At 63.8% G+C, this 26,460-nt stretch carries 27 protein-coding genes; 17 read left to right on the top strand and 10 right to left on the bottom strand.

The features are described 5' to 3' along the window. Window positions 1-47: 47 nt before the first annotated feature. The 5 genes from ACN9M2_RS16515 to ACN9M2_RS16495 all read right to left on the bottom strand — a co-directional run bounded on the left by ACN9M2_RS16515 (window position 48) and on the right by ACN9M2_RS16495 (window position 5,137). A complete protein-coding gene (locus ACN9M2_RS16515; protein ID WP_426285718.1) occupies window positions 48-2,135 on the bottom strand; it encodes a peptidase domain-containing ABC transporter in 2,088 nt (695 codons plus the stop codon). A gap of 682 nt (window positions 2,136-2,817) precedes the next feature. Then, complete coding sequence (locus ACN9M2_RS16510) at window positions 2,818-3,384, bottom strand: biotin/lipoyl-binding protein (protein ID WP_426285717.1); 567 nt, start codon at window positions 3,382-3,384, stop codon at window positions 2,818-2,820. A 128-nt stretch (window positions 3,385-3,512) separates the two neighbouring features. After that, window positions 3,513-3,854, bottom strand: coding sequence for a hypothetical protein (locus ACN9M2_RS16505; protein WP_426285716.1), 342 nt, complete (start codon window positions 3,852-3,854; stop codon window positions 3,513-3,515). Between the two features lie 24 nt (window positions 3,855-3,878). Beyond that, the gene (locus tag ACN9M2_RS16500) at window positions 3,879-4,772 is read right to left on the bottom strand and encodes a cupin domain-containing protein (RefSeq protein ID WP_426285715.1); all 894 of its coding nucleotides are present in this window, start codon (window positions 4,770-4,772) and stop codon (window positions 3,879-3,881) included. After that, window positions 4,769-5,137 carry a hypothetical protein gene (locus ACN9M2_RS16495; protein ID WP_426285714.1) on the bottom strand — a complete coding sequence of 123 codons (369 nt, stop codon included), beginning with the start codon at window positions 5,135-5,137 and terminating at the stop codon, window positions 4,769-4,771. Before ACN9M2_RS16495 ends, ACN9M2_RS16500 begins: the two co-directional genes overlap by 4 nt. A 660-nt stretch (window positions 5,138-5,797) precedes the next feature. Here ACN9M2_RS16495 and ACN9M2_RS16490 point away from each other — a divergent pair. The 7 genes from ACN9M2_RS16490 to ACN9M2_RS16460 all read left to right on the top strand — a co-directional run bounded on the left by ACN9M2_RS16490 (window position 5,798) and on the right by ACN9M2_RS16460 (window position 11,250). Further along, window positions 5,798-7,018, top strand: coding sequence for an amidohydrolase family protein (locus tag ACN9M2_RS16490; protein WP_426285712.1), 1,221 nt, complete (start codon window positions 5,798-5,800; stop codon window positions 7,016-7,018). Window positions 7,019-7,139: 121 nt separating this feature from the next. Beyond that, window positions 7,140-7,757, top strand: a complete 618-nt coding sequence (gmk, locus tag ACN9M2_RS16485; RefSeq protein WP_426285711.1) for a guanylate kinase — start codon at window positions 7,140-7,142, stop codon at window positions 7,755-7,757. Beyond that, window positions 7,754-8,566, top strand: a complete 813-nt coding sequence (locus ACN9M2_RS16480; RefSeq protein ID WP_371022524.1) for an ABC transporter ATP-binding protein — start codon at window positions 7,754-7,756, stop codon at window positions 8,564-8,566. The genes gmk and ACN9M2_RS16480 overlap by 4 nt, the downstream gene beginning before the upstream one ends. Continuing rightward, complete coding sequence (gene mlaE / locus ACN9M2_RS16475) at window positions 8,563-9,330, top strand: lipid asymmetry maintenance ABC transporter permease subunit MlaE (RefSeq protein ID WP_371022525.1); 768 nt, start codon at window positions 8,563-8,565, stop codon at window positions 9,328-9,330. The genes ACN9M2_RS16480 and mlaE overlap by 4 nt, the downstream gene beginning before the upstream one ends. Before the next feature lie 58 nt (window positions 9,331-9,388). Further along, on the top strand, window positions 9,389-10,264 hold the full coding sequence (gene mlaD / locus ACN9M2_RS16470; protein WP_426285709.1) for an outer membrane lipid asymmetry maintenance protein MlaD: 876 nt from the start codon (window positions 9,389-9,391) through the stop codon (window positions 10,262-10,264). Window positions 10,265-10,285: 21 nt separating this feature from the next. After that, window positions 10,286-10,957, top strand: coding sequence for an MlaC/ttg2D family ABC transporter substrate-binding protein (locus ACN9M2_RS16465; RefSeq protein ID WP_426285708.1), 672 nt, complete (start codon window positions 10,286-10,288; stop codon window positions 10,955-10,957). Next, the gene (locus ACN9M2_RS16460; RefSeq protein ID WP_426285707.1) at window positions 10,954-11,250 is read left to right on the top strand and encodes an STAS domain-containing protein; all 297 of its coding nucleotides are present in this window, start codon (window positions 10,954-10,956) and stop codon (window positions 11,248-11,250) included. The genes ACN9M2_RS16465 and ACN9M2_RS16460 overlap by 4 nt, the downstream gene beginning before the upstream one ends. Window positions 11,251-12,281: 1,031 nt before the next feature. On the opposite strand, the gene ACN9M2_RS16455 is transcribed toward ACN9M2_RS16460, so the two are convergent. Continuing rightward, on the bottom strand, window positions 12,282-13,109 hold the full coding sequence (locus ACN9M2_RS16455) for an MlaA family lipoprotein (RefSeq protein WP_426285706.1): 828 nt from the start codon (window positions 13,107-13,109) through the stop codon (window positions 12,282-12,284). A 177-nt stretch (window positions 13,110-13,286) separates the two neighbouring features. On the opposite strand from ACN9M2_RS16455, the gene rpoZ reads away from it, so the two are divergent. From rpoZ to recG, 4 genes are all read left to right on the top strand, one after another. Beyond that, the gene (rpoZ, locus tag ACN9M2_RS16450; RefSeq protein WP_306849349.1) at window positions 13,287-13,577 is read left to right on the top strand and encodes a DNA-directed RNA polymerase subunit omega; all 291 of its coding nucleotides are present in this window, start codon (window positions 13,287-13,289) and stop codon (window positions 13,575-13,577) included. A gap of 113 nt (window positions 13,578-13,690) precedes the next feature. Beyond that, window positions 13,691-15,871 carry a RelA/SpoT family protein gene (locus ACN9M2_RS16445; protein ID WP_426285704.1) on the top strand — a complete coding sequence of 727 codons (2,181 nt, stop codon included), beginning with the start codon at window positions 13,691-13,693 and terminating at the stop codon, window positions 15,869-15,871. Window positions 15,872-15,879: 8 nt separating this feature from the next. Then, window positions 15,880-16,263: a RidA family protein gene (locus tag ACN9M2_RS16440; RefSeq protein ID WP_426285703.1), complete on the top strand. Its 384-nt coding sequence runs from the start codon at window positions 15,880-15,882 to the stop codon at window positions 16,261-16,263. A gap of 17 nt (window positions 16,264-16,280) precedes the next feature. Continuing rightward, on the top strand, window positions 16,281-18,398 hold the full coding sequence (gene recG / locus ACN9M2_RS16435) for an ATP-dependent DNA helicase RecG (protein WP_426285701.1): 2,118 nt from the start codon (window positions 16,281-16,283) through the stop codon (window positions 18,396-18,398). Between the two features lie 16 nt (window positions 18,399-18,414). Here recG and ACN9M2_RS16430 read toward each other — a convergent pair whose 3' ends face one another. The 3 genes from ACN9M2_RS16430 to ACN9M2_RS16420 form a co-directional block, all read right to left on the bottom strand. Beyond that, window positions 18,415-18,825: a hypothetical protein gene (locus ACN9M2_RS16430; protein ID WP_426285700.1), complete on the bottom strand. Its 411-nt coding sequence runs from the start codon at window positions 18,823-18,825 to the stop codon at window positions 18,415-18,417. Beyond that, window positions 18,822-19,346, bottom strand: coding sequence for a hypothetical protein (locus ACN9M2_RS16425; protein WP_426285698.1), 525 nt, complete (start codon window positions 19,344-19,346; stop codon window positions 18,822-18,824). The genes ACN9M2_RS16430 and ACN9M2_RS16425 overlap by 4 nt, the downstream gene beginning before the upstream one ends. A gap of 123 nt (window positions 19,347-19,469) precedes the next feature. Continuing rightward, complete coding sequence (locus tag ACN9M2_RS16420) at window positions 19,470-20,435, bottom strand: mitochondrial fission ELM1 family protein (protein ID WP_426285697.1); 966 nt, start codon at window positions 20,433-20,435, stop codon at window positions 19,470-19,472. A 135-nt stretch (window positions 20,436-20,570) separates the two neighbouring features. On the opposite strand from ACN9M2_RS16420, the gene ACN9M2_RS16415 reads away from it, so the two are divergent. The 6 genes from ACN9M2_RS16415 (at window position 20,571) to ACN9M2_RS16390 (ending at window position 25,457) form a co-directional block, all read left to right on the top strand. Then, window positions 20,571-21,164 carry a malonic semialdehyde reductase gene (locus ACN9M2_RS16415; RefSeq protein WP_371022534.1) on the top strand — a complete coding sequence of 198 codons (594 nt, stop codon included), beginning with the start codon at window positions 20,571-20,573 and terminating at the stop codon, window positions 21,162-21,164. 68 nt (window positions 21,165-21,232) lie between these two features. After that, entirely contained in the window at window positions 21,233-21,823 is a 591-nt protein-coding gene (locus ACN9M2_RS16410; protein WP_426285695.1) for a YceI family protein, read from the top strand. 162 nt (window positions 21,824-21,985) lie between these two features. Beyond that, window positions 21,986-22,192: a zinc-finger domain-containing protein gene (locus ACN9M2_RS16405; protein WP_167031395.1), complete on the top strand. Its 207-nt coding sequence runs from the start codon at window positions 21,986-21,988 to the stop codon at window positions 22,190-22,192. Between the two features lie 61 nt (window positions 22,193-22,253). After that, window positions 22,254-23,393: a glycosyltransferase gene (locus tag ACN9M2_RS16400; RefSeq protein ID WP_426285694.1), complete on the top strand. Its 1,140-nt coding sequence runs from the start codon at window positions 22,254-22,256 to the stop codon at window positions 23,391-23,393. Further along, window positions 23,390-24,670: an O-antigen ligase family protein gene (locus ACN9M2_RS16395; protein ID WP_426285693.1), complete on the top strand. Its 1,281-nt coding sequence runs from the start codon at window positions 23,390-23,392 to the stop codon at window positions 24,668-24,670. Before ACN9M2_RS16400 ends, ACN9M2_RS16395 begins: the two co-directional genes overlap by 4 nt. Beyond that, a complete protein-coding gene (locus ACN9M2_RS16390; RefSeq protein WP_426285691.1) occupies window positions 24,660-25,457 on the top strand; it encodes a glycosyltransferase family 2 protein in 798 nt (265 codons plus the stop codon). Before ACN9M2_RS16395 ends, ACN9M2_RS16390 begins: the two co-directional genes overlap by 11 nt. Here the strand turns inward: ACN9M2_RS16390 and ACN9M2_RS16385 are convergent. Further along, a complete protein-coding gene (locus ACN9M2_RS16385) occupies window positions 25,401-26,318 on the bottom strand; it encodes a VirK/YbjX family protein (protein WP_426285690.1) in 918 nt (305 codons plus the stop codon). The genes ACN9M2_RS16390 and ACN9M2_RS16385 overlap by 57 nt on opposite strands. Between the last annotated feature and the right edge of the window lie 142 nt (window positions 26,319-26,460).

Raw genomic sequence — 26,460 nt, 5'->3', positions numbered from 1 at the left:
CGATCGTTCACGGGAAGCAGGGCTCTACTAAGATGCAACACTTGAAGTCATTGCGTTTGACCATGTGCTGGTCCCGGGTTTCGTCCTTGTTCGATCAGGACGCCATCGACCAGCTCAATGATGCGATCTGCCGAAGCAATGGTCTCGGGTCGATGTGCAATGATTAATCTCGTGATCCTAAGGTCTCGAATAGCCGCGCTAATAAGCACTTCATTACCTACGTCAAGGTGGCTCGTGGCTTCGTCAAGTATCAGAAATTTAGGCTGCCGATAGAGTGACCTCGCTAAAGTCACTCGCTGCTTCTGTCCGCCGGATAACGTGGTTCCCATGTCGCCCACGAGAGTCAGGTAACCCATAGGCATTCCCATGATTTCATCGTGAATCCGTGCGGCCTCGGCACAGGCTTGGACACGTGGTAGGTCCGGAGCCGAATCAAAGCAGTGTATATTTTCCTCTATAGTGCCGCCGAACAGATTGTCGTCTTGCATGACGGCGGAAATCGCGCCTGATCTGGCGAGCGATCGAAGTTGATGGCCGGATCGTCCGCCCACGCTAACTTCACCACGAATAGGGTCCAGAAGACCGAGAAGCATCTTCGCAAGAGTGGACTTTCCAGCTCCCGAACATCCGATGAGGGCGACACATTCGCCTTCAAAGATCGTCAGGTTTGCACCCTTCAGAAGGGTCTGCTCACCATGCCCATATCTGAATGTCACATCCGATAGCTTCACGCCTTCGGACATTATTGCCTCAAGGGCGGAGTTTGAACCTATCGCCGCTACGTCGCTCTCCGCGTCTAGAATATCGTCAAGCCTGTCGACATGCAGCTTCAGCATGACAAGCTCTAGGACCTTCTCAAATACTGCGCTGCTGCGGGCGGAGAAGACGGAGCGATAGGATGAAAATGCCATCAATGCGCCGAGTGTCCAGGTTCCCGAAACGACCGCGCTCGCACCGAAACAGAGAGCGGTGACGCCTTCGATTCCCATAATGAAGCCGCACAGATGCCCTATATTGCTTTTCAGTCGCATGGACTTGTAAAGGGCGTTGTACTGTGCAACAAGTAGGTTGTGCCAGGCCAAGCTGCGATCACGCTGTCTGCCAAACATATGGATTACTCGCGCACCGCGAACTGATTCAATAAAATGACTTTGCGCCCGTGCCGCATGCTCAATCTGAAGTGCTGAAAGCGTTCTGATTCGCGGAAGGGCGATCGACCGAATTACGAAGACTATACCTAACGAAAGCACGGATATAAGAGCAATTTGCGGATGATAGGCGACTAATATCGTAAGTGACAGAAGTGCAACCAATCCATCGATAATGAAAGTTCCTGCTGCGGATAAAACCGTTTGCTGGATGGCTTCCATCGAGGCAAAGCGAGATGCGATGTCCCCGACGCTTCTTGTCTCGAAGAAGCTCGTGGGCAAGGTGATCAGATGCCGAAAAAAGGCAGATTTCCGCTTAAGTGTGATGTCGCAGCCGAAGTGATTTCCGATTAGTCCGCGCAGGTATGAGATCGAATGCTGGGAAAGTTGAACGACGAGGAACCCCAGGCCCATCGTTACGATCAATTCCTTGCTGTTGGATGATGTCGCCTCATCGATTAACCATTGGCTTAGAAGAGGTGATACGAGTGCCATCAGCTCAAGGCCGCCAGTAAGTGTGAGCAAGGCCGCTAGCGTGGGCCACGCCTGCTTAATTCCCGAAAGCATGTCTATGAAAGAGCGACGAGGTGCGGTCTTCCGCCGTGCCTGCGGTGACGTGCGCCACAACTCTAGTGCTACGCCAGTGAAGCTTTGGAAAATTTCCTTCTTTGATGCCTTTCGGCGCCCGGTTGCGGGGTCGCATACAGTAGCGTAATCCTTCGAAACTCCCTCCAGGAGGACGTAGTGACGCATGTCCCAGTGGAGGATCGCAGGTAAGGATAGCTTTCCCAGCTCTTCGGGCTCAAGGCGGACGGCTCGAGACGCGAGTCCAATTTTTTCCGCATGCGACATAAGCTGATGCAGTGTCGTACCGCGGGAAGTTGCACGAAAACGTGAGCGCAACTCAGTCAGTGTTGAACCCTCACCAAAAGCAGAAGATGCCATCGCCAAGCAGGCCAAACCGCACTCACCTTCCTGCGACTGCATGACTGGTTCCACGCGTCCTTGTTTTGTGTGGCCCCAGGCCGGCCTGCTAAAATGCTCCATGCGCTTTCTGCCGTTCCTTCGCCATGATGAGAGGCTCGATCATCCATTCGTATAGCTTCCGCGTCCTCAGTGGAAGGGTCGCCCTCACGGTAGTGCCCCGTTGCTTGCCGGTATTGCCGGCGCCTTGGAAACTTATCTGTTGAAGAGGGACTGCAATAACATCGAAGAGCAAATTGCTGGAGGTAAGGTCATCCGTGTGCGGTACGCTGCCAGCAATAGGTGCCAACTCATTAGGAGTCATGGGTAGTGATGGAACGCGCTCGACTACGGCGGAAAATCGCCCCAAGTTCTTTGCCTCAGGTGATTCAGGCTCAAGAATTATCGTGTCGCCTACAGAGAGGTAGGCAATCGCGAAACCCGGAACGTAAACGTGAATCACTGCCGCGTCGTCAGGGCTTGAGAGAAGACTCAGCGTCGAGCCTGCATCCACGGTCTGACCCAGCGAGGCTGTCGGCGAGGTGACAATACCAGCGTGTGGCGCGATGATTGATTCTGAGGTTCTTGAGTATAGTTCCGTAAGCTCTTGCCGCGCAGACGATGCTCTCTGGAGTGCCGGAACCTCATCGATCTTTGCCTGGTGCTCTGACCGATCAATTTCTAGCTGGGCAAGCGAGAGTTGATGTTAGCTTTTTTCGATATCGCGATTTGCAAGAATCAACTTTGCGTTCCTATCGACCAATTCTAGGCTCCGCGCGTTGAGTTGCTCCTCAGAGATTAAATGACGGGAGAAGGCAAGTTGTGCGCGTTCTTCCATCGTTTCTGCGAGCTTGGTTGCTTGTCGCAATTCCCGAATCTCTAGCTTCTGTCTTTCGATATCTGAATTTATCCATTCGATCTTCGTCTTTATCTCCGTTATTCCTGCTTTCCACAGCGAGCGCTTAGCGGCAATCTCAGTAACGGCTGTTTCGAGCCGCTGATTGAGTTCTCGAGTGACTACGTCGCGAAGGGTGCGGCTATCTTGAGCAGGCCTGTCGGAGGAAGTGGTGAAGAGGACGGTGCCCACTGACACCTGGTCGCCTTCACGCACATTGATCTCGGTGATCACCCCTTGCTGATGCGCTTTTATCCTAGTAATTCCCTTCCTTGTGGAAATTTGGCCATAGGCTGCGACTGTCTGCGTATAGCTTGCCGTGCCGACAAAGAGCGCTGTGGTTGCGAAAGTGATGCATGCTATCCACGCGGCCAGCATTCTCGCTTTGGGCTGAGGCTGAGCGGGTTCAGAGAATAGTCGGCGCTGAGATTGCCATAGTATTGCCTCCTGCCGAAACAAGGTCCCTGGACGGAGCTTATCTTCCTTTCTGAATTGCTCAGCGACCACTAGGGGTCACCATCGTCAGTAGGTGACTGAGGGATGTTTCCGGTGTACGAGACAAGCGCGGTGCAACCAATGCCCGAAGCGGCGGCAACCAAGCTAAACCCGATGTTGCTTCCTCCCGTAAAGGCAAGGGACATTAGACCAGCCCCGAGTCCGAACGTCTGACAGGTGACGGCAACTCCACTGTTCCATGTCTTGGTTATGCCGAAAACAGTAATGTCAATATTCACGGTGCCGTTGTTCAAGGGGACGACCCTGACATTGGCGTTCGTAGTATCGATATTTACGACCGAGTGTTCTGCGCCGGCGACGTGCTTCAGTTCTTCGTTGCTGAGAAGTCTCATGCGATCCCTACGGTTGGTGGCGCCTTAGAACGCGGATTCAAACGATGATGATGGCGTGGCAAGAACCTTCTTGTGCAGCTGTGAGTAGGACTTGATATAGGGCTTTTCTTGGGCAGCCCGATGAAACGATTCGAGCGCCTCGGTTAGATTGACTTCATCGTGCACTATCGATTCGAAACTCTGGCGCAGGGGTGCGTGCTTGGGGAGCAACTCCGTTGCGAGCCAGCCAATGTAATCAGCCAGAGTTGAGGCGTGTAATCCCACTGCTAAGTGGATGGTGGAGTGCCCGGAAATGGGGGTCGCTTCATGCCACCAGCCACGGGGAAGGTAGAGCGCATCCCCCGCCTCAATGACAATGTCGATGTCTGGATTAGGTGTCGTGAGTGGTCGATGAGGTCGACTGACCTGGCCAGGAGTTGGAAGGTGGTAGGTGGGCTTCCAGACTTTCCATCGCTTTCTTCCAGTCAATTGCAGTGCAATGACATCATGAGTGTCCCAGTGACGACCGAACGTGCCGTTTCCGGACGTCGCGGCATAGCAATTCGCCGTTGCAATTTCTTGAGTGAAAGATTGAATCTGACGACAGATGTCCCTCACTTGGGGGTCCAATCGATCAATCCGGTTGATAGAGAGAGTGGCTCCTTGTTCGAGGAGCTGTTCAACTTGTTGGAGTACGACCCTGCGGCCCACCTCGGTCACATCCTGATATGTTTCTGTAAAAAGATTGAATGGAAGTGGGCCGTCTAGAAACATGTTCACTCGTCCATCTTTATGACTTCCATAAGTTAGTGCTGAGGCGATATCTAGCGGCGGGTTAAACGCATTTGCACACGCACCGCGGAAGATGGCTGCCTCCTTCTCGAAGATCGTCGACCGAAAGTCATCGGTACTTATTCCGAAGTTGAGCGGTGCCATCATCGCTGATCCTTATTTTGGTGCGCGTGGATTCGGGAGGTGCAAAATACAGATGCGTGGATACAGGCAAGGAGCAGGTGCGTCGTTGCCGTGACTGATGCTTCATGTCGAAGATGCACGGCCGCAACGCAGCACATGGCTATGAGTGCGGCGGCGAAGGCGGAGGCGCCCCGCGCTTTTCTTAGATTGTTGATGTTTTCGAAAGTGGTGGAGTACCACAGCATCGGCACAGTAACCAACGAGCCGAATAAATGAGCACCGAAACCAAAGATTACTGGAGCGACCATTTCTGACGGAGGTAGGGCAAGAAGAAGGAATAAAAGAAGCGCTAGCTCGCCCCCGTAGAAGGTGAGGTTGGGATGACTCATGGTTTAGGACCTTTATCGCGTCAGCGGCGAAGTTATGCCGAGGTCACGCGAGTAACAAGCGCAAAACGTGCTGTCGGGTGAGAACCTCATGCGTTGCAGTGGGCACCGACTACATGCGCTTCAACACCGCAGGACCTTTGGCCCTACTGCAGGCATAGCACGGCAGGTGTACCTCCCGTTCAAGGGCCTGCGGTGGTGTATGGAGACAGCACGTCGTCCTGGTGAGTACCTATCGTCGCCGCGCGGACAACCGATTGTCTGGGGCGCCCCGGCCTCAAGCACTTCAATGATGAAGCCGAACGCTTACCATCCTGGCGAGTAATGGGGCGCGGCGTAGCGCCGGTTCGTTGCTCCCGTTGGGAGATGGCGCGAGCTGCGGTTTCCTTGCCATGTCTTCGCACCTGAGGACGCTCGTAAGGCTACATCGTGTGCATATGACCGTGGCTATCTATGCTTGTACCCTGAATTTTGTTATGCAACCAATGGGCTACTGACGGCTACGCCCCCACATCCTACGGTCATTGAATTCATCGACCCATTGCAGTCATATAGCCGTTTTCCAAGCGGAGAAACGCAATGGCTCGACGCGCTAGGCTGTGGGGACTGCTTGCCCTCTCGCTGTTGTCCATAGTGGGCGTCGCCGCTGAGGCGCCAGCGCCCATGGGTTCGATCCTGCTCAAGGCCGACCGCGTCTTCGACGCCCGTGACGAACAGGCGCACGCCGGTTGGGTGGTCCTCGTCCGGGGCGACAAGATCGTGGATGTCGGGCCGGCTGCGAAAATCTCCGCGCCATCGGGAACGCAGACCATCGACCTGCCGGGCACGACCCTGCTGCCAGGCCTCATCGACGCCCATTCGCACGTTTTCCTGCATCCGTACAACGAAACGCCGTGGAACGACCAGGTAGTGAAGGAAACGCTCGCGTTCCGCACGGTCCTGGCCGTGAAGCACGCGCGCGACACCTTGATGAGCGGCTTCACCGCCTTGCGTGACCTGGGTACGGAGGGTGCGGGCTATGCCGACGTGGACGTGCAGCAGGCCATCGACAAGGGCCTCATCCCGGGACCGCACCTGTTCGTGGCGACGCGCGCGATCGTGGCGGGGCACTGCTATGGGCCGGGGCCGTTCGGCTTTCGCGATGACATCGACCTGCCGCAGGGGGCGGCGCCGGTCAGCGGCACCGCGCAGATGATCGACGCCGTGCGCGATCAGGCGGCGCACGGCGCGGACTGGATCAAGCTCTATGCCGACTACCACTGCGGCAAGGCCAAGGGCTCGATGCCGACGTTGAGCCAGGAGGAATTGAACGCCGCCGTGGAGACCGCGCATTCGCTGGGATTGCCGGTGGCGGTGCATTCCTCGACCGCCGAAGGCATGCGCCGCTCGGTCACGGCCGGCGTCGAGACCATCGAACATGGCTACGACGGCACGCCGGAAGTCTTCGCGCTGATGAAGAAGCACAACGTGGCCTACATGCCCACGCTCGAAGCCAGCGCTGCCTACGCCGAATACTTCGGTGGGTGGAAGCCCGACCAGCCGCCGACCGAGGCGATGACGAAGTCCGCGAAGGCCTTCAAGCTCGCCATGGACGCCGGCGTGACCATAGGCAACGGCAGCGACGTTGGCGTGTTCACGCACGGCACCAATTACAAGGAGCTGGAGTGGATGGTGCGCGATGGCATGACGCCCGCCCGCGCCCTCCTGGCCGCGACGGCGGTGGACGCGAAGGTGCTCCGCCAGCAGGACCGGATCGGCCAGCTGCGCAGCGGATTGCAAGCCGACATCATCGCGGTGCCCGGCGACCCGACGAAGGACATCGGGGCGCTCGCGCACGTCGCTTTCGTGATGAAGGGCGGGGTGGTCTACAAGCGGCCGGACTGAGACCCGGATCAGTCGGGCGAAAGGTGGCCGATAGCCGAAACCCGGTACAATCGTCTTTTGCCCGGTCGGTGCGCCGGTGCCACCGGGAGCGAGCCATGAACCCCCAACGAGATAGCCGCGGATGATCGAAGGCACCCTGTTCGTGGTGGCCGCGCCCTCCGGGGCGGGCAAGTCCACGTTGGTCAACGCGCTGCTGGAGCGCGAGCCCGGCATATCGCTGTCCGTGTCGCATACCACGCGGCCTCCACGGGTGGGCGAGGAATACGGCCGTCACTATTTCTTCGTGGAGCGCCCGGATTTCGAGCGCGAGATCGTCGACGGCATCTTCCTGGAGCACGCCGAAGTGCACGGCAACCTCTACGGCACCTCGCGTACCGTGGTGGAGGGCAAGTTGGCCGAAGGCGCCGATGTCCTGCTGGAAATCGACTGGCAGGGCGCGCGCCAGGTGCGCATGGGCAAGCCGGACTGCGTCAGCGTCTTCATCCTGCCGCCGTCCCGTGGGGAACTCGAACGCCGCCTGCGGGGTCGAGGATCGGATGCGCCGGAGGTGATCGAGCGCCGTCTGTTCAACTCCCGCGAGGAAATCGCGCATGCGCACGAATTCGACTACATCATCGTCAACGACCGTTTCGAGGACGCCCTGGGCGATCTCCAGGCGATCGTCCGCGCCGTCCGCCAGCGTACGCCGTGGTCGGCCCGCCGCCACGAATCGCTGATCGAGGAGTTGCTCGCACCATGACCGACGACGCCATCGTCCGCATCCGCGGCCTGACCACCGTCCTCAACGGCAAGACCATCTTCGACAACCTGGACCTGGACATCCCGCGTGGCAAGGTCACTGCGATCATGGGCCCCAGCGGCACGGGCAAGACCACGCTGTTGAAGCACATCACCGGGCAGATGCGCGGCGACGCCGGCAGCGTGGAGGTGGACGGCGAGAACGTGCCGGCGCTGTCGCGCGAGCGGCTGTTCGGCCTGCGCGAGCGGATCGGCTACCTGTTCCAGAACTCCGCCCTGCTCACGGATTTCGATGTCTTCGAGAACGTGGCCTTCCCGCTGCGCCAGCACACCCGGCTGCCGGAAGAACTCATCCGCAACATCGTGTTGAACAAGCTGCAGGCCGTGGGCCTGCGCGGTGCCGCCCGGTTGATGCCCACGGAGCTTTCCGGCGGCATGGCCCGCCGCGTGGCGCTGGCGCGCGCCATCGTGTTCGATCCGGCATTGATCCTCTACGACGAGCCCTTTGTCGGGCTGGACCCGATCGCGTTGAACCAGGTGCTGTTGCTGATCCGTACGCTCAACCAGACCCTCGGCATCACCAGCGTGCTGGTGGCGCACGAGCTGGCGGCCGTGCAGAAAGTGGCCGACCGCGTCTACCTGATCGCCAATGGCAAGGTCGTGGCGCAGGGCGCGCCGGATTCCCTCGCCAACGACGGCTCGCCCTGGACGGCGCAGTTCTTCGGGGGTGAGCCCGACGGCCCGGTTCCGTTCCAGTATCCCGCGGGCGACTACGCCACCGCGCTCGGTTTCCCCGGAGGCAAGGCATGACCGCCAAGGACGACAATGTCGTCATTCGCAGCCTGACGCAGATCGGCGCCTGCGGGCTCTTCCTGCTGACCATCCTCGCTGCCGTTCCGCGCAGTCTGCGTCATGGCCGCGAGACGATCCGGCAGATCTGGTTCGTCGGCGCGATGAGCCTCACCATCGTGATGACCTGCGGCCTGTTCGTTGGGATGGTGCTGGGCTTGCAGCTTTACGACGTGCTCTCGATCTTCGGCGGCACGTCCGCCACCGGCACCGTCGTCGCCATCGCCATCTACCGCGAGTTGGGCCCGGTGGTCACGGCCCTGTTGTTCGCCGGCCGCGCCGGTACCTCGGTCACCGCCGAGATCGGCCTCATGCGCGCCACCGACCAGCTCGACGCCATGGAGATGATGGCGGTCGATCCGATCGCCTACGTCGCCGCGCCGCGATTCCTCGCCGGCGTCGTCGCCTTGCCCCTGCTCGCCGTGGTCTTTTGTGCCATGGGCGTGTTCGGTGGCCATCTGGTCGGTGTCACCTGGCTGGGCATCGACAACGGCACCTTCTGGTCGAACATGACCGCCACCGTCGACGTCCAGAAGGACATCATCGACGGCGTGCTGCTCAAATCCATCGCCTTCGGCATCGTGGTCTCCCTGATCGCGGTGTTCCAGGGCTACACCACCCCGCCCACCAGCGAGGGCGTCGCCTATGCGACGACCCGCACGGTGGTGGCCTCGTCCATCGCCATCCTGGCGCTGGACTTCGTCCTCACCTCGTTCCTGATCTGAGGCACCGGAGACCCGCCATGACCCGTCATTCCTTCATCGCCCATTCGAGGATCGTGCCGTGACCCAGAGACGTTCCTATGCCGTCGGCACCGGCCTGTTCATCGTGCTCGGTTTCGCCGCCCTGGCTTACCTCGCCACGCAGACCACCTCGGTGGCCAACGCCAGCCAGGGTTCCAGTTATGTGGTGGAAACCCATTTCGCCAATGTGGGCCAGTTGAAGACCCGCGCTCCGGTGAAGATCGCCGGTGTACGCGTCGGCTCCGTGCAATCGATCGAACTGGTGCCGGGCAAGGAAGAGGCCAAGGTGACCTTGTCCATCGATGACCGGCACAAGGACATCCCTGACGATTCCGTCGCCACGATCTTCACCAGCGGCCTGCTCGGCGACCAGTACGTGGGCATCCAGTTCGGCCGCTCCAAAAACCCGGTGAAGGAAGGCGGCGAGATCGGCCTGACCCGTCCGGCCCAGCAGCTGGAGGAAATGCTCGGCAAGTTCTTTGGTGGCGGCAGCGCGCCGGACCGCCTCGGCGGCACCTTTCACGTGACCGGGGAATTCACCAATGTCGGTGCCCTGCAGCCCGGCGCGGCGGTGAAAATGGCCGGCGTGCCCATCGGCAGCGTCGATTCGGTGGTGATCAAGCCCGGCAGCAGCGAAGCCACGGTGACCCTTGCGATCGACAAACGCTACTCCCAGATACCGGATGACTCGGCGGCCGCGGTATTCACCAGCGGTTTGATCGGTAGCCAGTATGTTGCGATCCAACCCGGCGGGTCGCCGGAATACCTGGCGGAAGGCGACAGCTTCGTGCTCACGCAGTCCGCGCTCCAGCTGGAAGACCTGATCGGCAAGTTCCTGGTGAATGGTTCGCCGAGCGACAACAAGTCCGGTGGCGCCCAGGGCTCCACCCAACCCGACAACGCCGGCAAGAAGTAAGGCCGGACCAGGAGACACCGCATGTTGCGTCAGCTTTCCCTCGCACTCGCCCTCGCCATGACCACGGTAGTGGCCGCGCCCGCCTTCGCGCAGGCCGCGCCCGCGGCGGTCGATGCGCAGTCCCCCCAGGGCATCGTCACCACCATCTCCGACGACCTCGCCAAGGCCATCGAGGGCCACCAGGCCGAACTGAAGAGCGACAAGGAAAAGCTCATCGCCGTCATCGACGACGTTTTCCTGCCGCACTTCGACATCGACTACGCGTCGATCCTCGTGCTCGGCCAGAACGCTTCCAAGGCGTCCCCCGAGCAGCGCGAGCGCTTCGCCAAGGCCTTCTATAACTCGATCACCCACCGCTACGCGGAAGGCCTGCTCAACTACACCCGCGGTCGCGTGAAGGTCCTGCCGTTCAGTGGCGACCTCAACAACAAGCGCACCGTCGTGCGTACGCAGGTGATGCTCGACGACGGCAAGTCCGTCTCGGTCGACTACGCGTTCCGCAAGTCGAAGACGGGCGACTGGAAGGCCTACGACGTGATCATCGAGGGTATTTCGTACATCACGAACTACCGCAATCAGGTCGACGCCGAGATCAAGAAGGAAGGCCTGGACAAGCTGACCGCCGACCTCGAGCAGAAGGGTTCGGCCGCCATCGACGAAATGCAGCAGCAGACCGGCGGCGCCCGCAAGTGAGCTCGCCGGCGTTCCAGTTCGGCAATCCGGCGCCGGAGACCCTCGCGGTCTCCGGCGCGCTCACGTTCGCGACCGCAGCCGACGCCCTTGAGGCCGCACGCCATCAGTTGGACGGCGGTCGTCAGGTCAACCTCGACCTGGGTGGCTTGTCCCAGGTGGACAGCGCCGGCCTTGCCACCGTGCTGGCCTTGCTGGCCCATGCCCGCAGCCAGGGCAGGGCGCTTTCCGTCACCCACGCGCCCGCCGGCCTGCAGGCCCTGGCACGCGTCTCCGGCGTCGACTCCTTCTTCTGATTCGCCCAGTGTGGCCCCGATGGGGCCCTGTAGCCCAGGTGTGCCCGACCTGGTGGGCTGACTGGTGGGGCTGACTGGTGGGGCTGACTGGTGGGAGCCGACTTTGTCGGCGATCCCGCGGCAGCGGGCCAGTGCTCCACGTTTCATCGGGCTCGGCTTCGCCCTCGCGTTGGGGGCGTGGGGCGGAGCCGTCGGCCGCCACCCTCGTCGCTCCGGTTGCACCGTCGCTCGGGAAAGGAAGCCGCTGCGCGGCCATGTCTTATGGCTGCGCCCCGTCGCGCCCGTCGCGCCGGGCGGGGTTTTCGATTCGGCCTCCGTGCCTCAGCGAAAACGGCCGGCCGTCCAGGCCGGCCCCCTACGGGCCTTTTCGCCCGGCACTCCTCGGTTCCACACCTCGCGACGAGGGTGGCGGCCGACGGCTCTCTGCACACTGAGGTGTCGTGCGGCACAAGCAGCACCCGCCATTCGGGTGGCCGTCGCTCTGGTGGGAGCCGACTCTGTCGGCGATGGGTGCTTGCCTCGACCGGGCCCGCTGCCGCGGGATCGCCGACAGAGTCGGCTCCCACCAGGGTGCAGTGATCCAACAGGGGGCGGTGCTTGGCGGTGTGTCGCGGTGTTCCGTGTGCGGTATGCGGTATGCAGCGTGCGACAACCTTCGCTCTTTCCCCTCAACCCACCGCAGTGTGGATCGAGCTGCCGGGCGTCCCCCTCGGCGCGCCATGAGGCGACGAGGATGGCCGGGCGGACAAGGCCCGTAGGGGATCGGCCAGGACGGCCGATCGTTTTCGCTGAGGCAGGAGCCGAATCGAAAACCCCCGCCCGACCGTCCGAGCCCGAAGGGGCGCAAGCCATCAAACACCGCCGCGCAGCGGCTTCCTTTCCCAAGGGCCGGCGCCGCCTGGCGCGCCGAGGGGGGCGCCCGGCAGCTCCCCCGCCACGCACAACGGCGAATGCGAGGGCGAAGCCGAGCCATAGTGCCGTCCCAGGTTCCACGAACAGCGAAAGAAAAGGGCCCCGAGGGGCCCTTTTCGTCACTGCGGCTTTTCGCCGTTCTGCCGTTCCCAGGTGTGCTGCTCGTCGAGCAGCTTGTCCGGGTCGAAGTCCTTGCTGTCGTTCAGGCCCTGCATCTGCTCGATGGCTTCCGGCGGCGGATTGCCGTAGTAGATGCTGTAGAGGCGCTGCTGGCGATAGGCGTCACGGATGAACACGTACGGGTCATAGGCGGAAGCCAGGAAGCTTTCCGCGTCGATGCCGCGCGAGCGCAGGGTCACGAGATAGAGCACCTGCGGCACGTACTGCTGACCGTACTTGAAGTCGTGGTTACGCGTGTAATAGCTGAGCGGATCGAAGAAATAGCTGTCGACCGGCAGGCGCCAGACATCGCGGACCGTGGTCGGGCCCACGAAGGGGAGCACCAGGTAGTCGCCCTCGGGCACGCCCCAGCGGGCCAGGGTCACGCCGAAGTCGTTCTGCTCCAGCGGGAGACCGAGCAGACTGGCCGGGTCCTTGAAGCCCAGGAAGCCGATCGTCAGATTGACCACGAAGCGGCTTGTGGTCAGGAAGGCCTGCTTGGGCCGGGCCTGGAGCAGGTCGTTCGCCACCGTCACCGGCAAGCGGATATTCGTGTAGAAGTCGCTGATGGCCGTGCGCACGGGCGGGTTGGTCACCTTCCGGTAGCCGACGGCGACCGGGCGGATGATCGCCTTGTCCAGCGAGTCGTTGAAGGCGTAGACCTTGCGATTGAACTTCTCGTTCGGATCGTCGGTGCGCGGGGGCGCGATATGGCAGGCCGCCAGCAGGGTGGCGGCGACGAGGCCTAACGCGGTTTGGACGATCCGTTGCAGGGTTCTGGGGCGCATCGATGTGGCTTTGGGGGTGGGGCGGTGCTTTAGTGTACCGCGCGGTATTATTATTTGCACGGAGGGCCCGTCCGTCCTGGTCAGAACCGCGCATGATACCCCTACCCCGATTGCCAGCCAACGGGCCAGGCGGCTAAACTGCACGGTCAGAAGTATCTTTATTGTCAAGGATTTGAAATGGCCCGTATTACCGTCGAAGACTGCCTCGAGGTAGTCGACAACCGCTTTGAGCTCGTGCTCATGGCGACCAAGCGCGCGCGCCAGTTGTCCAAGGGCGCCGAACCGACCCTCGACCCGAACAACGACAAGCCGACCGTGCTCGCCCTGCGCGAGATCGCCGATCGCCGCGTCAGCGACGAAATGATCGACGAAATCGACCGCGCGGCCCGTGAACGTGCCGAGCGTGAAGCCCTCGAGTGGGCCGCCACCGAAGTGGACGACGACCTCTCGAAGGGCGGAGATGATTGATGACGCCGGGTCGTTGTCGGCCCTGCATTCATCCTCACCCTGCGCACGCTGACGCGCGGCTGGATAGGCCGCGTGCGGGAGGCTCCGCGGCCTGAGGCGCGCGAGATTCTCCCATGGAAGTCATCCCTGCGAAAAAACTGACCGACGTGGTCGATGACGGACCGGTGCCTCCCTATGTGCAGGCACTGGAAGATCGTGTGGGTGCCTACTTGCCGCACGACCAGGTGCTGCGTATCCGCAAGGCTTTCCTGGTCGGCGCCGCCGCCCATGAAGGGCAGACCCGCAAATCCGGCGAGCCGTACATCACCCACCCGGTAGCCGTGGCGCACGTGCTCGCGGAACTCGGCCTCGACGCCGAGACGATCATCGCGGCGATCCTGCACGACACGCTCGAAGACACCAAGCTAGAACGCGCGGAGCTGGCCGGTGCCTTCGGTGAAACCGTGGCCGAACTGGTCGATGGCGTCACCAAGCTCGACAAGATGCGTTTTTCCAGCCGTGCCGAAGCCGATGCCGAAAGCTTCCGCAAGATGCTGCTGGCCATGGCGCGCGATCTCCGTGTCATCCTGATCAAGCTTTCCGATCGACTGCACAACATGCGCACGCTCGGCGCGAAGGATGCCGAATCGCGCCGGCGCATCGCTCGCGAGACACTGGAAATCTACGCGCCCATCGCGCAACGCCTCGGCATGAACAAGTTCAAGGCCGAACTGCAGGATCTCGGATTCAAGGCGCTTTACCCCGATCGTCACCGGATCATCGGCGAGCGCATCCGCGCCGCCCTGGGCAATCGCCGCGAGGCGATGGCGAAGATCGAGATGGCGCTCGAAGGCCGCCTCGCCGCGGAGAAGATTCCCGGCCGCGCGGTAAGCCGGATCAAGTCGGCGTGGAGCATCTATTCGAAGATGCGCAACGAGCACAAGTCGTTCGCGCAGCTCATGGATGTCTACGGTTTCCGTGTCATCACCGACTCGGCCATGCACTGCTACATGGCGCTCGGCGCCGTGCATGGCCTGTATAAGCCGGTGGATGGCCGCTTCAAGGATTTCATCGCCATTCCCAAGGGAAATGGCTACCAGTCGCTGCACACGGTGCTGCTCGGGCCCTTCGGTGCGCCGATCGAGATCCAGATCCGCACCTCTGAGATGGAGTCGGTGGCCGAACGCGGCGTGGCCGCGCACTGGGCGTACAAGAGCGATTCCGGTCCGGCGAACAGCGCGCAGGCGCGGGCACGCGAGTGGCTATCCGCGCTGGCCGACAGCCAGGCGAACACCCCCTCGGCGTCGGAGTTCCTCGAGAACGTCAAGATCGACCTGTTTCCCGACGAGGTCTACCTGTTCACGCCGCGCGGCGACATCTTCTCGCTGCCGCGCAACGCCACGGCGCTCGACTTCGCTTACGCGGTGCACACCGACGTGGGCGATCACGCGGTGGCCGCGCGCGTCGACAAGAAGCTGGTGCCCTTGCGCACGCGCCTGGTGTCCGGACAGCAGGTGGAGATCATCACCGCGCCATCGGCCGTGCCCAACCCGGCGTGGCTCGAGGCCGTGGTCACCGGCAAGGCGCGCACGGCGATCCGCCAGTACCTCAAGCACCTGCAGCACGAGGATGCCGTGGACTTCGGCCACCGCATGCTCGATCGCGCCCTGGATGCCCGTGGCCTCAGCCTGGACGCGATCCCCGGCGCCACGCTCGACCGCTTCCTCGAGGACGCCAAGTTCAAGCGCCTGGAGGAACTCCTGTCCGAGATCGCCCTGGGCAACCGTTTCGCCGACCAGGTGGCGACGCAACTGGTGGCGCTGCTCGGCCCGGGCGAAAGCCATACGCAGGCGCCCGCCGAGCATTCGGCGGAGAAGATCCGCATCAGCGGCGCCGAGCGCGGCGTGCTCAGCTTCGGCAATTGCTGTCACCCGCTGCCGGGCGACGAGATCGTCGGTTTCCTGTCTTCGGGCAAGGGCATCGTGGTGCATCGCGTGGAATGCCCCAACGTGGCGGAGTTCCGCAAGACGCCGGAACGCATCGTCGCCATCGAATGGGATCGCGACGTCTCGGGCGACTACCGCGCGGAGCTACGCATCGAGGTACTCAACCGGCCGGGCGTGCTCGCCACCGTCGCCGCCGCGATCGCCGATGCCGGTTCGAACATCGAGAACGTCGAATACATCGAGCGTGACAGCACCGCGGCCACGCTACTCTTCGCCATCGAGGTGAAGGACCGCAAGCACCTCGCCGACGTGATGCGCCGCGTGCGCCGCACGGGCGTGGTCAGCGGTGTCTACCGCCACCCGCTCTAGGACATTCCATGACCCGCAGCACCATCGCCACCGACAAGGCACCTTCGGCCATCGGCCCGTATTCGCAGGCCGTGCGCGCCGGCAACACCGTGTACTTCTCGGGCCAGATTCCACTCGATCCGGCCACCGGCAACCTCGTCGAAGGCGACATCGCCACGCAGACCCGCCGTGTGTTCGACAACCTCGTGGCTGTCGCCGGGGCCGCGGGCGGCAAGCTGTCGGACATCGTCCGCGTCGGTATCTATGTCACCGACCTGGGCAACTTCGCCGCGGTGAACGCGGTGATGGCCGAGTACTTCCAGCAGCCGTATCCGGCGCGTTCGACCATCGAGGTCTCGGGCCTGCCCAAGGGGGCCCAGGTCGAGGTCGACGCGATCCTCGTCCTGCCGTAAGCCATAGCGCGGTCTCCGTGGCTCGCCATGCATCGCCGACTCCCGCCACGCCGGTGGCGGACCCCGGGCGCGCGCCGCTGACGACACTCGGCGGCGTGGGACCCGCGCTCGCCGAAACGCTGGGAAGGCTCGGGCTGCGCGAGGTGCAGGACCTCTGGTTCCATCTGCCCTTGCGCTATGAGGACCGCACCCAGGTGCGGCCGATCGCCGACCTGCGCCCCGGCGACCGTGCGCAGGTGGAAGGCATCGTCGAGTTCGTCGAGCGTGGCTTCCGCTTCCGGCCGCAACTCAAGGTGGTCATCGGCGACGAATCCGGCGGCGTGCTGCTGCTGCGCTTCTTCCACTTCCGTAAGTCGCAGGTCGACCAGTTGCCGAAGGGCACGCGCCTGCTTTGCTTCGGTGAAGTGCGCCAGGGGCCGCAGGGCCTGGAGATCGTCCACCCGCAGTACCAGCGCATCGAACCCGACGAACCCGTGGTGGTGGATGAACGGCTGACGCCGGTATACCCGACCACCGAAGGTCTCGGTCCACGGCGGCTGGCCAGCCTCGTCTCGCGGGCATTGGCCCACTTGCCGGCGGATGACAGGTTGGAACTCATCCCCGAATCGATCGGCCGTCCGATGGGCCTGGCCTCGCTGCGCGAGGCTTTGCTCTACGTGCACAGGCCACCACCGGAGGTCGATCTTCGCGAACTCGGCGAGGGCCGGCATCCCGCGCAGAAGCGCCTCGCTTTCGAGGAACTGTTGACCCAGCACCTCACCCTGCGGCGCATGCGCGCGGCGGTGAAAAAACGCAAGGCGCCCGCGTTGAAAAGTGCCGGCGCGCTGCGTGACCGGTTGCTGGAGGCGCTGCCGTTCGCCCTCACCAAGGCCCAGGCACGCGTCTCGAAAGAAGTGGCGCGCGATCTCGCGCGCGCCCATCCCATGCTGCGCCTCGTGCAGGGCGATGTCGGCAGCGGCAAGACCGTGGTCGCCGCGCTGGCCGCCGTCGCCGCCGTGGAGAGCGGCTATCAGGTGGCACTGATGGCGCCGACCGAATTGCTTGCCGAGCAGCACCTGCGCAACTTCCGCGCCTGGCTCGAACCGCTGGGACTGGACGTGGAATGGCTGGCCGGCAAGGTGCAGGGCAGGGCACGCAAGAAAGCACTCGATCGCACCGCCAGTGGCGAAGCGCACGTCGTCGTCGGCACGCACGCGTTGATGCAGGAGGGCGTGGCCTTCGCGAAGCTGGGCCTGGTCATCGTCGACGAGCAGCACCGTTTCGGCGTACACCAACGGCTGGCGCTGCGCGACAAGGGCGCGGAAGGCGACCTCATTCCGCACCAGCTCGTGCTCACGGCCACACCGATCCCGCGCACGCTCGCGATGAGTGCGTATGCCGATCTCGACGTCTCGTCGATCGACGAATTGCCACCGGGGCGCACGCCCGTGCAGACCGTGGCACTGTCGAACGAGCGGCGTTTCGACGTCATGGAGCGCATCCACGCGGCGTGCATGCAGGGCCGGCAGGTTTACTGGGTGTGCACGCTGATCGAGGAATCCGAGCAACTGAATGCGCAGGCCGCGGAGGTCGCGCACGCCGAACTGACCACCGCCTTGCCCGACCTCGCAGTCGGACTGATCCACGGACGCATGAAACCGAAGGAAAAGCAGGCGGTGATGGACGCGTTCAAGGCGGGCGAGCTTGCCGTGCTCGTCGCTACCACCGTCATCGAGGTGGGCGTGGACGTGCCCAACGCGAGCCTGATGGTGATCGAGAACAGCGAGCGCCTGGGCCTCGCGCAATTGCACCAACTGCGCGGCAGGGTGGGGCGTGGCGCGATCGCGTCCAATTGCGTGCTGCTCTACCAGACGCCACTGTCGCGTCTGGCCAGGGAGCGGCTGCAAGTGATGAGGGAGACGAATGATGGCTTCCGCATCGCGGAGAAGGACCTCGAACTGAGAGGCCCCGGTGAAGTCCTCGGCACTCGCCAGACGGGTCAACTTCAATTCCGCATCGCCGATCTGGCGCGCGACGCACACCTGATGCCAGAGGTGCAGCGCGTGGCCGAGGCCATGATGAAAGACCACGCCGCGCGCTGCGAATTGCTGATTGCCCGTTGGGTGGGCGCCGCCGCCCGCTACGTGGACGCCTGAGCGCCCGGTCGTCCGTTCAGCCCGGCATGACGCAAAGCAGATGGAACGCCCCCCGGTCGACTTCTTCACTGGGCACTCCCGGCAACCGGCTGCCGGCGTGCAGGTTCACCGTCACATGGCCGGGCTCGGAAGGCTCGATGCGTGTGTCGACGTAGTCGTAGAGGTTCAGATCGTCCGTGACCGACGATGCGGTACACAGTGGCGTGAAAGGCGCGAGATCGCTGGACAGGACGAGATGGTAAGCCGAGCCGCCCACGACCCGCGTTTCGATGGTCACACCGCCGATCCAGTCGGCACCCGCGAGAATCGCGCCATCCCGGGAGATATGGGCGGCGTACACGGGCTTTGCGGTATTGGGCGATGCGGCGCTCGCGGTCGTGGTGGACAGGGCGAGCAGCAGGCTTGCTGCAAGTCCGCGGCGATTCAAGGCCGCACCACCGCGGGTGCCGCGCCGTCCATCGACGTGCAGACGAGATCGAATGCCTGACGGTTGAGCAGTTCGGGGTCGGTGTTCGGCATGCGGGTGGCCGATATGCGTACCAGGACCTCGTAAGGTGTCGGTTGCGCCTTGAGCACCGCCACATTGCCGATGACGTCCTGGAGATCGGTTTCGTGAATCAGCGATACCGAGCAGATGGGCGCCGTCGCGAATGCACCGGGTAGCGGCCGGACGGTATAGAAGGAAGGCCGGTAATCGCCGTAGACGACGTCGACACGCTCGACCCAGTCGGTGCCCGAGATGACCTGACCGGCGGCATCCACATGCGCGGCGAACACGGCTCGGGGTTGTGCGGATTGCGCCATGGCGGGCGAGAGCACGGCGGCGCCGCAAAGCAGCGCGAGCCACGAATGGCGAATCGAAGATATCGGCATGAAACTACCTTGTCGTTGAAGTGGACGCGCGTCGTTACGGGCCATCGGGCTGCCGTTGTCGGCGCGCGTCGACACGTTATCTCCTCCCGTTCAGAGCTATCCATCAGACGATTCTGAGAAATCGCCACCTTCGTCATGGCGAGTGAAGCTCGTCGGGGTTGTCTGATGCCGTGCGCCGGTGCGCGCCGTGTGGGAGCGTCAGCCCAGGCCGAGATGTCGCGCCACCTCTTTTGCGATAACGGCCGTTTCGCGAAGAGGCGCCTGCGTGGCGGGGGTATTCGCATCGATGTCGTGCAATAGCCCCGCGGCGCGCAGTTCATCGTGGAAGCGAGCGAGTTTTCCCCGCAGGGAAGCAGGAACGGTCGTGTGGACAGGACACCCCGTGGCACAGGCTTCCGAGAGCATGTTCACCGAGTCCGGCGTCACGACCAGCCGGTCGGCCCAGCCGAGAATGCCGGGGTAGGGGTTCGCGCCATCGGCGCTCCCGGTCCAGACCATGCCCGGCAGACCGGCGAAGGCCTCGCGGATGCGAGGCAGGATGGCCGCCGGTGTACGCCGCGATACCGCGACGAGGACCGAACCACCATCCAGCGCGTGCCGGGTACGTATCGCGGCGAGGAAGGCGTCCGCCTCGGCCGGGTCGAAGGGCGTGCCGTGGCGGTCCCCGCCGATCAACACCCCCAGCCGTGGCCGGGGCAACATGGCGAACTGCACGAACGCATCGCGTCCGTCGGCGAGCCAGGCGTCGTCGATGGGATTCAGCGACCCCAGCGAATGGAGTACGTTGTCGCCGTGCAAGCCGTCGTGCCGGGGTGTGACCACGAGGTCCCAGTGCGCCGGATCGATCCTGGGGTCGAGTATCTGCACGGTGAGGCACCTCCCACCGGACCAGCGACGGATCTGCCGGGTGGTCCAGGCGGCCTGGCGACCGCAGCCGATCGCCAGTTTCGGCCACGGCGGCAGCAGGCTGTCCTCGTTCCGGCCGAGCGCCAGCCGCGCACCCGGCAGGTTCCGCGGCGCCAGCCACGACCATGGTGCGCGTAACTGGACGATGATCTCCCGGATCGACGGCGTCAGTGCCTCGGCCAGGGCCAGCGCCTGGCGACGATTTCCCGCGGCACCGTCGGTCACCACCCAGCAGGACTCGTGCGATAGCGTGTTCACCTGGCGCTCCGGCCTCCGATTGTTGTCGATTTCGGCACAGTTCGTTCCCTGGGCGGCTGATCCACGATCGCGTCGTGACGCTTACACTGTAAGGATGCCGGTGTTTCGGCAGGCCATCACTGTACAAGGATACCCATGAGTGCTCCGTTGACCGATGCTTCGCTTGACCAGCTTTTCCTCAAGGCCCGCACCTACAACGCGTGGCTCCCGAAGGAGGTGACCGACGAGCAGCTTCACCGGCTGTACGACCTGGCGAAATTCGGCCCCACGGCCGCCAACTCCTCGCCGATGCGCGTGGTTTTCGTAAAGTCGCAGGACGCGAAGCAGCGCCTCAAGCCCCATCTTTCCGAGACCAACGTCGAAAAGACCATGCAGGCTCCGGTCACGGCGATCGTCGCCACCGATTTCGCCTTCTACGAGAAGCTTCCCAAGCTTTTCCCGCATGCCGATGCGCGTGTATGGTTCGTCGGCAACGAGCCGATGATCCAGTCCTCGGGCACCCGGAACGGTTCGCTGCAAGGCGCCTACCTGATCATGGCCGCCCGCGCGTTGGGCCTGGACTGCGGTCCGATGTCCGGCTTCGACCAGGCCGGTGTCGATGCCGAGTTCTTCGCGGGCACCCAGGTCAAGTCGAATTTCCTGGTCAACATCGGCTATGGCGATCCCGGCAAGAACCTGTTCGAACGCCTGCCGCGCCTGGACTTCGACGAAGCCGTGCGGATCGCCTGATTCTTCCCGCGGTGACCGCACGGTCCCGCCGTCACCCGCCGTACCCACCTCACTGCAGGAGATACACCATGCGTGCTCTTCGTTATGTCGCCCTCGCCGCCCTGTTGGCCACCGCCGGCAGCGCCGTCGCCGCCCCGGTCACCTACACGCTCGACCCGGGCCATACGATGGTCTTGTTCAGCTGGAACCACTTCGGCTTCTCCAATCCGACGGCCAACCTCGGCCAGGTCCAGGGCACCCTCGTCTATGACGAAAAGGACCCGTCCAAGGCCACCGTCGAGGCGACCCTGCCGCTCTCCGGCCTCGACAGCTTCGTGCCCAAGCTCGACGAGCACCTGAAGTCGGCCGACTTCCTCGATGCCGCCAAGTACCCCATCGTCACCTTCAAGAGCACCAAGGTCGTGCCGGCGGGCAAGGGCAAGCTGAAGGTCACCGGCGACCTGACCGTCCATGGCGTGACCAAGCCGGTCACCCTCGACGTCAGCCTGAACAAGGTCGGCCCGCACCCGATGATGAAGGTGCAGACGGTCGGCTTCGACGCCACCACCACGATCAAGCGCTCGGACTTCGGCGTGGGCGCGTATGTCCCGAACGTCTCCGACGACATCAAGATCCGCATCACGACCGAAGCGCACGACGCCTCGGCCGAAAAGAAGTAAGCCGCCCGCTTCCCGCGAGGCAGTGGAACCCGCGCCGGTGACGGCGCGGGTTTTTTCGTTTCCGGGCGGCCCTCGCCGCATGCGGCGTCGTCACGCCGGGCATTTCGTTCCTGCTAACATCGCCTTCTATCCCCGGTTCCACCGCATCGTCGGAGTTTTTCCATGCGCCCCAATCCCGCGGCCGCCCCGCTGATCCCGGCGAACGCCGAAAATCGTTACGAAGTGACCCGCGCCGACCTGCCGCTGTCCTGTCCGATGCCGGGCATGTACCTGTGGAACTCGCATCCGCGCGTCTACCTGCCGATCGAGGACGACGGTGGCACCTCGAAGTGCTCCTATTGCGGCGCGACCTACGTCCTGAAAGACTGATCGGCCCCCGCGTGGGCATGCTTCATGCATTGCCCCCGTACCCTCTCAAACGGACCGACCCATGGCCACCGTCTCTCCCAATCGGACGATGACCGTCGTACAGCTCATACCCGCCCTGCATTCGGGTGGCGCCGAGCGCTCGACCCTGGAAATCGCCAGGGCCCTGGTCCAGGCCGGTCATCGTTCCATCGTCGTTTCCGCCGGCGGGCGGATGGTCGAGCAGCTGGAAGCCGAAGGCAGCGAACACATCGCCTTGCCCATCGGCAAGAAGTCGTTCGCCACCCTGTTCACCGTCGGCAAGCTGCGCCGCGTGTTGCGCGACGTCCAGCCGGACATCGTGCACGCCCGTTCGCGCCTGCCGGCCTGGATCGGCTGGTGGGCGATGCGGGGCGTCAAGCCTCGCCCGCACTTCGTCACCACCGTGCACGGCCTGAACCGGCCCAGCCGCTACAGCGCGATCCTCCTGCGCGGCGAACGGGTGATCGTGGTCTCTCAGACCCTGCGCGACTACGTGCTGCGCCACTACCCCCACGATATCGAGACCTCGCGCATCACCGTGATCCCGCGCGGAATCGATACCGACGCGTTCCCCTACGGTTACCGTCCGGACGACAGCTGGCAGCGCGCGTTCTTCGAGGAATACCCACAGCTGGCCGGTGCGCCCCTGCTGACCCTGCCGGGGAGGGGCACGCGCCTGAAGGGCCATGCGGATGCGATCGAGCTGATCGCCGACCTCACCCATCGGGCCATCGACGTGCGCCTGCTCCTGCTCGGTGCCGACGAGCCCGGTCGCGAGGCCTATGTGGCCCAACTGCGTAACCTGGTCCACCAGCGTGGGCTCGACGACAAGGTGGTGATCTCGCCGCAGCGGTCGGACGTGCGCGACATCTACGCGATGTCGACCCTCGTGCTGCAGCTTTCCAGGCGTCCCGAGTCGTTCGGTCGCACGGTGGTGGAAGCCCTGGCGCTGTGCCGGCCGGTGATCGGCTACGCCCACGGCGGCGTGGGCGAATTGCTGGCCGAACTCTATCCCGCCGGCCGCGTCCCGCTGGGCGATCGCGAAAAGCTGGTCGAGCGCGCCGCGGAGCTGCTTCGCTTCGCCCCGTCCATCCCGCCGCCGCGCAGCTATCGCCTGTCCGACATGCAGTCGGCCACCCTGGCGCTGTATGCGGAGGTGGTGGAAGGCGTGCCGGCCGCGTGAGCGGGCGCAGCGTCGGCGCGGCGATCCGGGCGGGGCTTGCCTCGCCGCTGCTGCCGGTCTGGCTGGTACCGGCCTTGCTGCCTTTCGGACGCAGCGCCGAGCTTGGGGTCTTTCTTGCCCTCGTTGGCAGCATCCTCCTGCTCGTGCGCGAGCCGCAGGCGCTGCGTCATCATCCGGGCGCCAGGCTGTTCCTGTGGCTGTTCCTGGCCTACGCGGGGGCCGCCCTGGTGTCCGCGGTGGACGCGGTGGCCCCCGGCAAGAGCTGGGGCACGGTCGCGGGCATCCTGCGCTTCGCCCCGCTGGGCGTGTACACCTGCTTCGCCATGCGTCGGCCGGGAAAGGTCCACGCGCTTTACGTCGCCACGGCCGTCGTGGTCGCGATCTGGGTGGCCGATGCCTGGGTGCAGGCGCTCACGGGCTACGGGTTGGCTGGCGCTTCGGATGCGGATCGGCTCTCCGGCATCTTCGGTGCGGACAACCTGAAACTCGGCCCCGCCTTGTCGGCGTTGTCGCCCTTCCTGCTATGGGCCGCACGTGAACGCTGGGGCCGGCGTGGGCTTGTCGTCGCCTTCCTGTTCGCACTCGGGCCGGTGCTCTTGTCCGGGTCGCGCGCCTCGTGGCTTTGCTATGCCGTCGTCACGCTGTGCTTCGTCTGGCGCGAAGCCGGGTCGTTCCGACGCTTCGCGGTCGCCTGCGCCGCGGGCGGCGTGGTCATGGCCCTTGCCCTCGTGCTGGCGTGGCAGGTGTCGCCGCGCTTCCGTGATCGCGTGGCGCATACGCTTCCGGCATTGTCGGGCACCTCCGCGGGCATGGACGCGGCACTTACGGGTCGCCTCGATATCTGGACGACGTCGCTGCGCATGTACGCCGCGCATCCGGTGAACGGCGTGGGCGTGCGTGGCTTCCGCGTCGCCTATCCTTCATTGGCCTCCCCGGGCGACCATTTCCTGACGATCGAGAAATGCGGGGAAGGCGAGGGGGCCTGCCACGCGCACCAGGTCGTGCTCGAGGTCGCCACGGAAACCGGCACCCTCGGCCTCCTGGCCTGGCTCGTGGCTGCCGTGTACGCGGTGCGCGCCTGGTGGCACGCCGGTGCGGTCGCGCGCGCGCGCGCGTTTCCGTCGACGGTGGCGCTGGTCGCCATCCTGTTCCCGTTGAATACGCACATGGCGTTCTACTCGGCATGGTGGGGCCTGCTGGCGGCATGGTTGCTGTCGGCGTGGTGCGCGGCCCTGTTCGCCGACCTGCCCGATGTGGAGGCCCGCCATGCCGCGTGAGCCTCTGTCGGTCGTCGTCACCACGTTCGACAACGCGGCCACGATCGGTGCGTGCCTTGCCTCGGTGGCTTTCGCCGACGACATCGTCGTGCTCGATTCCGGTTCGACGGACGAGACACGTGAGATCGCCACACGCCATGGGGCTCGCGTGCATGTGCAGCCGTTCGCCGGCTACAGCGCGCAGAAGCAGGCGGCGATCGACCTGGCCCGGCATCGATGGGTGTTGCTGCTCGATTCGGACGAGGCGATACCGGCCATGGCCGCGGAACGCATCCGCGCCGCGCTCGATGCGCCGCAAGCCGCCGGCTATGTGCTGCTTCGCCGCGAGTGGGTGTTCTGGCGTTGGCAGCCGGAGCGTGCGCGGCTCAACCACTACGTGCGACTGTTCGACCGTACGCGGGCGCGCATGAGCGGCCACGAGGTGCATGAAAGCGTCGTCGTCGACGGTCCGGTGCAGCGGCTGGATGCGGTGATCGACCATCACGGCGAGCGCGACATCGAGGGACGCGTCGACAAGGCCAATCGTTATTCGTCGTTGCAGGTGCGCGACCGGCACACCCGGACACCCCGTTTCCTGCGTACGCGGATGGTGTTCTATCCGGCGGTGGCATTCGCCCGTTACTACTTCTGGCGTGGTCATTGGCGCGGCGGCTGGGCCGGCTTCGTCGCGGCGCGCGTGCACGCGTTCTACGCGTTCCTGAAGTACGCCAAGCTGTACGAACTGCGCCGGTCAGGCGGCCAGCGCGACGGGCGCGGCCCGCTCGAAACCGAACGCGGCGACGACTAGCTCGCAAGCCTCGCGGCGCAAGGCCTCGCGACGACGGAACTCGCTACGGCGTTTGCTTTCGATCTCGGATGCGTTGCGCACGGGTTCGCGCGGAGGGAGCACGTAGAAGCCATCGTCCCCGGCGACGCCGTCGGATTCGATCCAGAAGGCGTCGTAGTCCGCCTTCACCTTGTCCGGAATGCCGGCGAAAACATGGGAGGCGTTGCCGATGCCTAGTACGCGCTCCACGCCGAAAGCATCGGCCAACGCACGGATCATCGACAACAACAGATTCTTCGGCCGAAGCCCGTGGCATTGGCGCGTGAGTTCGCGTACGACATCGCGGCCCGCGTTGTTCGCGGCGCCTTGCAGGCAGCCGATGACGATCGTGCGGCCTTCATCGATGAAGGAGATCGTGGCGTATGAAATCTGCAGCCCATTGTCATCGGTGAGCGAAAGACTGAGTTCGCCTTCGCGTCCACGGCGCAGGGGAGCCTTGACGATCAGCGACAGAAAGCCGCCATCGCGCAAGGTCACGCGCCCGGCCAGCACCTGGCGCTCGCGATAGAGCGTGTGGAAGAACGGGCGTGGGAAGCGGGCCAGCGCGAAGTCGTAATGATCGCGCAGCGCCTTGAATCGGCGCTCCTTGCTCCACGCCTTGCTGATGTAGCGATGCTGATAGCGTTCCACCAGCACGGTGTCGACGGAGGAAATGCCGGCCATCGGCGGCTTCTCCAGAAAGGCCAGCCACGCATCGTGCGCACGCCACCTCGACGCACAACGCAGCGCATAGGTGAGCACGGCACCGATGGCATGCGTGCGCGTGCTGTGCCATCCGGCACGGCCGCGTAGTGATCGCGCGAAACGAAAAAACGACTGCATGGCAAAGGTCCGTCTTGTGGGCACGACGAACTTTCTACGCTGGCGTTTTTTCGCGAGGCTTTCGTTATTCGGGACGAAAGGTTCGTCGTTGTGCAGGCGTTATGCACCACGAAAGATCAGGGAAAGTCCGATGAAAGATCGC

It is taken from the genome of Luteibacter sp. E-22, assembly GCF_049913125.1.
Taxonomy (GTDB): domain Bacteria; phylum Pseudomonadota; class Gammaproteobacteria; order Xanthomonadales; family Rhodanobacteraceae; genus Luteibacter.
This window is presented reverse-complemented; position numbering and strand designations above follow the sequence as displayed.